The sequence below is a fragment of the Rhodopseudomonas sp. B29 genome (genome assembly GCF_000333455.1).
GTDB lineage: Bacteria > Pseudomonadota > Alphaproteobacteria > Rhizobiales > Xanthobacteraceae > Rhodopseudomonas.
Window position 1 is genome coordinate 1 of record NZ_BADD01000120.1, and the last position, 7,652, is coordinate 7,652.

Here is a 7,652-nt window from a genome sequence, read left to right on the forward strand (position 1 = left end):
GGCCGACGCGACGCGCGTGTGGGGCGCGCCGGCCGCGACGGCGGTCGCGGGCTCTTCGGGTGCGCGCAGCAGATTGTCGGACGGACGCGGCGGGTTCACGGTCGGTGGGATGGTGCCGGGGGCGCGCTGCATCGACAACGTCACCGAGTCGGGCGTGCTGTCCGACAGGCCGGTCGAGCCATCGGGAATCTTGGAGGCGAACACCTGGTTCATGCCGCCGTCGATGCCGGTGCGTAGCCGTGCCACCGGCACGCCCTTGGCAACAAGCTCGGCGACCTTGATGTCGTCCTGCTGCTGCTTCTCGCGCACTGCGGCGGCGATGTCGGGACGGACCTCGTAGCTCGGGCACTTGGCTGAGGCGTTGAACTGCAGCGGCCGCGTCGCGCCGGGCGGCTGCGCCGCGTCGAACACGTATTTATGTTCGCAGAAGTCGACCTTCGGCTCTTGCCGGGTCACTTCGAAATGGTCGTTGCCTTCCTTCAGCATCTTCCAGAACGGCATGTTCGGGTTGTTGCGATGCTTGGCGAAGTTGGCCGGCGTCATCCGGAACGGATAGGCCTGAAATTGGAACGCGCGCTGGCCGCCGAAGAACGAGTCGCGGCCGAGCGCGTAGATCTCGGCGATCTGTTCGTCGGTCATCGCGTAGCAGCCGCGCGACGAGCAATCGCCGTGGACCATCAGCTCGGAGCCGGTGCGGCCGAGCGATTTGTCGAAGGCGTTCGGATAGCCGGTGTTGAACGACAGATAATAGGCCGAGCGCGGGTTCATCTGCGCCGGCGAGATCGAGTAGAAGCCTTCCGGCGCCTGACGGTCGCCTTCGCGGATCTTGGGGCCGAGATCGCCCGACCAGCGGCAGATCGGATAGGTCTTGAGCAGCTGGAACACGCCGGTGCGGTCCTGCTTCCAGACCTCGAGCTCGGCTTCCTGCTTGAACAGTCGCACCAGGATCGGCGACTGCTGATCCATATTCTTCTCTTGCATCGCCGCCACCAGCTTCGGCGGTACCGGCTGATTGGCCTTGGCGTTGGTAGCCAGGGCCATTTCGTCGCTATTGCAACCGGCGAGAAGCGGCGCGGTCACAGCCAGCGCAGCCGTTACCATCAGCGCGCGAACAAGCGGGCTCTTCACAGCCAAGCTTCTCACACCAAAGCTCCCCACACGACCGGCAAACCCGTACCCCACATTCGAGTTTCGCTGAGCTTGCAGGCGATCCACGCTGGCCCTGCCGACCGTCCCGCCGGCAAATTGTCTCGCGCGGATTTACCAAACGCAGCATGGTCTTGCCGCCAAGTCGCGGCGCGATCAGGTGCTCAGAGAAGATTATCCTTAAGGCCCCGCTCCGGCAAGCCGCGAAGGCAACCCGAGCCGTCCCCCATCACCGATGGTGAACACCGCTTAAACGCCGCGCCGGCGGCGAAACTGGGGCCGGCGGGCCAAAGGGGGCGGGAGCGGGCGGAGTATGGTGAATCGGGAGTTACTTTCAGGTGAGTGCGTCACTCCGAAACGCGGCGCAACCTCGCCCCGCGCGCGGGGAGAGGTCGGTCCGGCGAAGCGTAGCGTAGCCGGACCGGGTGAGGGGGCGCGCCCGCGGGACCGAGGGATTTTGGAGGACGGGGGGCTGGCAGCACCGTCGCGAGCGCTCGGCCGAGCGGAGAAGCCCCCTCATCCCACCCTTCTCCCCGCTCGCGGGGAGAAGGAGCAGGTTGTGCCTGTGGTGACGCAGGCTGCCTGATCAGCCCAGCTTGCGGCCGATTTCCAGGAATTTCTGGCGGCGCTTGGTGCGGATGGCGGCTCGGTCGAGGCCGGCGAGTTCATTGAAGGCGGCCGCGATGGCGTCGCCGGTGGTGGCGATCATGGCGTCGGGGTCGCGGTGGGCGCCGCCCTTGGGCTCGGCCAGGATCTGGTCGATCACGCCGAATCTCAGCAGGTCCTGGGCGGTGATCTTCATCGAATTCGCCGCTTCCTGCGCCTTGGTGCCGTCGCGCCACAGGATCGACGACGCCGCCTCGGGCGAGATCACGCTGTAGATCGCGTGTTCGAGCATCAGCACCTTGTTGGCGGTGGCGATCGCGATGGCGCCGCCCGAGCCGCCTTCCCCGATCACCACGGCGACATTGGGCACGCCGAGCTGCAGGCAGGCCTCAGTCGAGCGCGCGATCGCTTCGGCCTGGCCGCGCTCCTCGGCGCCGATGCCCGGATAGGCGCCCGCAGTGTCGACGAAGGCGATGAGCGGAATGTCGAAGCGGTCGGCCAGCTCCATCAGCCGCACCGCCTTGCGATAGCCCTCGGGCCGCGCCATGCCGAAATTGTGCTTCAGCCGGGTCTCTGTGGTGGAGCCCTTCTCCTGCCCGAGCACGCAAACGCTCTCGCCGCGGAAGCGGCCGAAGCCGCCGACCAGAGCTTCGTCGTCGCCGAATTTGCGGTCGCCGGCCAGCGGGGTGAAATCGGTGATCAGGCTTTGGACGTAGTCGACGCAATGCGGCCGCTGCGGATGCCGCGCCACCTGGGTCTTCTGCCACGGCGTCAGCGTCGCATAGAGGTCGTGCAGCGCCTGCTTGGCCTTCTCTTCGATCTTCTCGATCTCTTCATGGATGTCGCTGCCGGAAGCGGCCAGCGTGCGCAACTCGTCGATCTTGGAATCGAGTTCCGCGACCGGCTTTTCGAAGTCGAGATAACTGCGCATGGGCCCGGACATGACTGGAGCGAGAAGGGGAGATGAGCGGCCGCCGTGCGGCCCGCGCCCGGCTTTTCAAGCCAACGCCAGCTCAAGTCAAGCGGCTGGGACAAGTGCGGTGTGGCGGCGATCGCGCGCGCGGGGCCGTCGCGGGCTCGGCTGCCGCGCGCGCGATACTCTAACGCTTCAGAGCTGCTCGATCTTGCGGGCCGCCTGGTCGATCAACTCCACAACCTCGTTCAGCTTGGCCTTGTCGAGGCCTTCGCCAAGTCGGTTCTGCAGCACGCTGCGCAGATTGTGCATCGCGCGCCGCACGGGGGCGACGTCGAACCGCTCCCGCATGGCGCCGAGCGCGTCGAGCCGCGCCAGGATCACCGCCAACTCGTCGGTGCGCTCGGCCAGATGGGCGGTGCCGTCCGCCGTCACGGCGAACTGCTTGCGGGCGCCTTCGGTGACCTGCTCCTCGATCAACCCCATGTCGCTCAGCATGGTCAGCGTCGGGTAGACGACACCAGGGCTCGGCGCATAGGCGCCGCCGGTGCGCTCCTCGATGGCGCGGATAAGGTCGTAGCCGTGGCGCGGCGTGTCGGCGATCAGCTTCAGGAGCAGCAGCCGCAGCGCGTTGCCGTCGAACATGCGCCGGCTGCCACCGCGCCGGCCGCGGCCTTCGTGCTCGCCGGCGTCGTCTCCGGGCCAGAAACCGCCGCGGCGGGGGCCGGCCTGAAACGGCCCGCCATGGCGGAAGCCGTGACGGCCGCCTTCGTGTCCCCACCGGCCATGGCGATCAGCGCGCGGGGAATCCTGCATGAAATGAAACATTGTCATCTCCTCGATTAAGATGGCATCAAGATATATCATAAAGCGATCTTGTAAAGATGGTCTGAGATATATTTTGAGTGCATCAATTCCCGTAGGTCGGGGCAGCGCCCTTTTCACCAGGAGACTCCCGATCACAGGTGTCTAACGGACCGGTTATTTGCCTGGCAGCGTCGAATCCGCTGGAACTGCGCCTTCTCAGACCTAGGACGGCCGCGTTGCCCGAAATCGTGTCCGCGAAGACCCCCAGCGCCTTCGCCTTCAATCGCCCCCTGCGTTGGTTGCACTGGACCATGGCGGTGCTGATCTTCGTGGCGATCGGCCTCGGCGTTGTCGCCGCCTACTTTCCGTCCGGCCAGCAGCCGCGACAGGGTCTGCTGGAGATCCACAAATCGATCGGCATGACCGTGCTGGTGCTGGTGGCGATCCGCCTCGTGTGGAGGCTGGCCACGGGTGAGCCGGCCTATCGGCAGCCGCTCGGGCGACTGACGATGCTCGCGAGCCGTGCCGGCCATGCGGCGCTCTATGCGTTGATGCTGTTCATGCCGCTCAGCGGCTATCTGTTTTCAGGCGCCGGCGGCTATTCGCTGCCGTGGTTCGGGCTGTTTCAATGGCCTAGGCTGGTGCCGCGCGATCACGTGCTGGAGCATTGGGGCGAGGTGCTGCACGACCGCGGGGCCTGGGTCATCGGCGCCGTCCTGGCGCTGCACCTGTGCGCGGTGGCGTGGCACGTTTTCGTCAAGCGCGACGAGGTGCTGTCGCGGATGACCGGTCGCAGCGCCGATTAGTTGGTTTCGCCGAGCGGGTGCAGGTCGCGTACCAGGCTCTTCAGCCGCTCCTCCACCACGTGAGTGTAGATCTGCGTTGTCGAGATGTCGCTGTGGCCCAGCAGCGTCTGGACGATGCGCAGATCGGCGCCGTTGTGCAGCAGATGGCTGGCGAAGGCGTGGCGCAGCACGTGCGGACTGATCAGCCGCGGCGGAATGCCGGCGCGCTCGGCGAGCTCCTTGAGATCACGAGCGAAGTGTTGCCGTGTCAGATGGCCGCTCTCGCCGAATGACGGAAACAGCCATTTGGATGCCGGCGCGCCTTTGCTGGCATCGGTCTGCGCCGCCTTCATGGCGTCGAGATACGCCGTCATCGCCGCCTTGGCGGAGCCGTTGAGCGGCACCAGCCGCTCCTTGTCGCCCTTGCCGCGCACCACGATCATCCGGGCATCACGCCGCGCCGCCGACAGCGGCAGTGACACGAGCTCCGAGACGCGCAGGCCGGTGGCGTAGAGCACTTCGAGCAGGCAATACAGCCGCGCCGCGCGCGCCCGCAGCGGCGGCGGCACGTCGGCCTCGGCGGCCTGCCGGGCGCAATCGAGCAGGCGGTCGACATCCTTGATCGACAGCACCTTGGGCAGTGCGCGGCCGCGCTTGGGGCCGGACAGGATGGCCGCGGGATCGTCGGCGCGGATGCGTTCGCTGAGCAGGAAGCGATACAGATGTCGCAGCGCCGACAGCCGGCGCGCCACCGTGGTCGTGGCGAAGCCGCGCCGGTCCAGTTCGGCTAGATAGCCGCGCAGCATCGCGGTGTCGGCCCCTGCGATGCTGGTGCGTTTCCGGCCCAGATAGGCCGACAGGTCGGCGAGGTCGCGCCGATAAGCGTCGAGCGTATGCACCGAGGCGCCCTGTTCGGCCGCGATCATGTCGAGAAACAGCTCGGCGAGGCCCGCATCCGAATAGGACGCCGGCCGCAGCGGCGGAGCTTCGATCTCGGGCAGCGGATCGGCAGAGCTGGCGAGGGTGCGCGGGCGTCTCATGCGACCACCCTAGCGGCTATTTCTTGAGAAACTTGTCGGGATGCACCGTCACCGTCATCTCGCGCGGCTTGGGCGAGACGAAATTGGCCAGCACGAAGATCGTCCCGTAGATGATACCGCCTATCACGGCGACAACCGTCAGGAAGCGAAACAGGGTGGGCATCGGGGTCTCGGCGCACGGGAACCCCAACGGCCGGGGCGGTCCGACGATGATCATGTTCGCCGGCCCGGTGCAAGAGACCGGGGCGCCGCACGAGAGGCTGGCAAGCGCCGCGACGGCAGTAGTATAGCTGGTGCTTCACGTTCCGACGGGAAACAATGTCCGAAACCGCACCGATGGCGCTGCCCGGCCGGTCCCAGGAAGCCGACCTCGTCGCGGCTCTGGGCGATCGCCCCGTCGTGCTGATCGGCATGATGGGCGCCGGCAAGTCGACCGTCGGCCGCCGCCTGGCGCTGCGGCTGGGGCTGCCGTTTCTCGACGCCGACACCGAGATCGAGCACGCGGCGGCGATGACGATCCCGGAGATCTTCGAGACCCATGGCGAGCCGCATTTCCGCGACGGCGAGGCCAAGGTGATCGCGCGCCTGCTCGACGGCGGCGCCAAGATCTTGGCGACCGGCGGCGGTGCTTTCATGCGCGCCGAGACCCGCGAGCGCATCCGAAGCCAGGCGATCTCGATGTGGCTGGAGGCCGATGCCGACGTCATCCTGCGCCGGGTCAAGCGCCGCGCCGACCGGCCGCTGCTCAAGACTGCCGATCCGGCCGCCACCATCGCCCGGATGATCGACGAGCGCTATCCGCTGTATCGACAGGCCGACATCACCATCGCGTCGCGCGACGTGCCGCACGAAAAGGTCGTCGACGAATGCGTCGCGGCGCTGCGCGATTATCTCGGCGTCCACCGCTGCGCGCCAACACCAAACGAGACAACATGACTGCGCCTCTGAATCACTCCGCTCCGATCACCGTCGAGGTCGCGCTCGGCGACCGCGGCTATGACATCGTGATCGGCCGCGACGTGCTGGCCTCGCTCGGCGAGCGCGTTGCCAGGCTGCGTCCGGGCGCCCGCACCATGATCGTCACCGATCGCACGGTGGCGCAGAACTGGTTGGAAAAGACCGAGGCGGTGCTGAGCGCTGCCGGCGTCGCGCACGGACGTGTCGTGGTCGGCGAGGGTGAGGCCTCCAAGACCTATGCGGGGCTGGAGCAAGTCTCGGAGGCGCTGATCGCCGCCAAGATCGAGCGCAACGATCTCGTCATCGCGCTCGGCGGCGGCGTGGTCGGCGATCTCGCCGGCTTCGCAGCCTCGATCCTGCGCCGCGGCGTCGACTTCGTGCAGGTGCCGACTTCGCTGCTGGCGCAGGTCGACTCCTCGGTCGGCGGCAAGACCGGTATCAACTCGCCGCAGGGCAAGAATCTGCTCGGCGCGTTTCATCAGCCTGTTTTGGTGATCGCCGACACCGCGGTGCTCGACACGCTGTCGCCGCGGCAATTCCGCGCCGGCTATGCGGAAGTCGCCAAATACGGTGCGCTCGGCGACGAAGCGTTCTTCGCCTGGCTCGAAGCCAACCACGCCGAGATTGTCTCGGGCGGCCCGGCGCGCGAGCACGCCATCGCCACCTCCTGCCGCGCCAAGGCGGCGATCGTGGCGCGCGACGAGCGCGAGACCGGCGAGCGCGCGCTGCTCAATCTCGGCCACACCTTCGGCCACGCGCTCGAAGCTGCCACCGGTTTTTCCGACCGGCTGTTTCACGGCGAGGGCGTCGCCATCGGCATGGTGCTGGCGGCTGAGTTCTCGGCCGAACGCGGCATGATGCCGGCCAGCGATGCGAAGCGGCTGCAGCAGCATCTGGCGCAAGTCGGCCTGCCGACCCGGCTGCAGGACATCGCCGGCTTCCAGCAGGAAGGCCTGGCCGACGCCGACGCGCTGCTCGGCCTGATGTTCCAGGACAAGAAGGTCAAACGCGGCAAGCTCACCTTCATCCTGATGGAAGCGATCGGCCGCGCCGTCATCGTCAACGATGTCGAGCCGACGCCGGTGCGCGACTTCCTGGCGCGGCAGCTCGCGCGCGCTTAGTTAAGCCAATCTCAGCCTCGCGCGTGCGAGACTTCGCGCGCCGACCCCGCTGCTACCGAGGACACCATGGACTGGATCATGTTGGCCGTCGTGATCGCCTGCCTGTTCGGCTCGGCGTTCTTCTCCGCCAGCGAGACGGCGCTGACCGGGGCGTCGCGCGCCAACATGCTGCGGCTGGGCAAGCAGGGTAATCGCGACGCCGCGGTGGTCGGCTAGCTGTTTGCCAGCCGTGAGCGCATGATCGGCGCGCTGCTGCTCGGCACAACATCTTCAACAT

At 67.2% G+C, this 7,652-nt stretch carries 8 protein-coding genes and 1 pseudogene; 4 read left to right on the top strand and 5 right to left on the bottom strand.

All coding sequences use genetic code 11. The annotated features are described in order from the left end of the window. The 3 genes from I5M_RS04450 to I5M_RS04460 form a co-directional block, all read right to left on the bottom strand. Positions 1–1,101: murein L,D-transpeptidase family protein (locus I5M_RS04450; RefSeq protein ID WP_031335354.1), on the bottom strand; the 1,101-nt coding region annotated here is incomplete at its 3' end. A 631-nt stretch (positions 1,102–1,732) separates the two neighbouring features. Further along, a complete protein-coding gene (locus I5M_RS04455) occupies positions 1,733–2,695 on the bottom strand; it encodes an acetyl-CoA carboxylase carboxyltransferase subunit alpha (protein ID WP_022720306.1) in 963 nt (320 codons plus the stop codon). A gap of 165 nt (positions 2,696–2,860) precedes the next feature. Next, on the bottom strand, positions 2,861–3,493 hold the full coding sequence (locus I5M_RS04460; RefSeq protein WP_244431931.1) for a PadR family transcriptional regulator: 633 nt from the start codon (positions 3,491–3,493) through the stop codon (positions 2,861–2,863). Between the two features lie 215 nt (positions 3,494–3,708). On the opposite strand from I5M_RS04460, the gene I5M_RS04465 reads away from it, so the two are divergent. Then, positions 3,709–4,278, top strand: coding sequence for a cytochrome b (locus I5M_RS04465; RefSeq protein WP_022720308.1), 570 nt, complete (start codon positions 3,709–3,711; stop codon positions 4,276–4,278). On the opposite strand, the gene xerD is transcribed toward I5M_RS04465, so the two are convergent. Both xerD and I5M_RS29175 read right to left on the bottom strand, forming a co-directional pair. Next, the gene (xerD, locus tag I5M_RS04470; RefSeq protein ID WP_022720309.1) at positions 4,275–5,297 is read right to left on the bottom strand and encodes a site-specific tyrosine recombinase XerD; all 1,023 of its coding nucleotides are present in this window, start codon (positions 5,295–5,297) and stop codon (positions 4,275–4,277) included. The two genes, I5M_RS04465 and xerD, sit on opposite strands and share 4 nt — an antisense overlap. A gap of 16 nt (positions 5,298–5,313) precedes the next feature. After that, complete coding sequence (locus I5M_RS29175; protein WP_040771561.1) at positions 5,314–5,460, bottom strand: hypothetical protein; 147 nt, start codon at positions 5,458–5,460, stop codon at positions 5,314–5,316. A 155-nt stretch (positions 5,461–5,615) separates the two neighbouring features. Here I5M_RS29175 and I5M_RS04480 point away from each other — a divergent pair, with 155 nt between their 5' ends. From I5M_RS04480 to I5M_RS32015, 3 genes and pseudogenes are all read left to right on the top strand, one after another. Further along, the gene (locus I5M_RS04480; protein ID WP_031335361.1) at positions 5,616–6,233 is read left to right on the top strand and encodes a shikimate kinase; all 618 of its coding nucleotides are present in this window, start codon (positions 5,616–5,618) and stop codon (positions 6,231–6,233) included. Next, a complete protein-coding gene (gene aroB / locus I5M_RS04485) occupies positions 6,230–7,375 on the top strand; it encodes a 3-dehydroquinate synthase (protein WP_031335364.1) in 1,146 nt (381 codons plus the stop codon). The genes I5M_RS04480 and aroB overlap by 4 nt, the downstream gene beginning before the upstream one ends. 66 nt (positions 7,376–7,441) lie before the next feature. Beyond that, positions 7,442–7,588, top strand: a pseudogene (locus I5M_RS32015) (CNNM domain-containing protein); the annotation flags it as partial. Positions 7,589–7,652 lie beyond the last annotated feature (64 nt).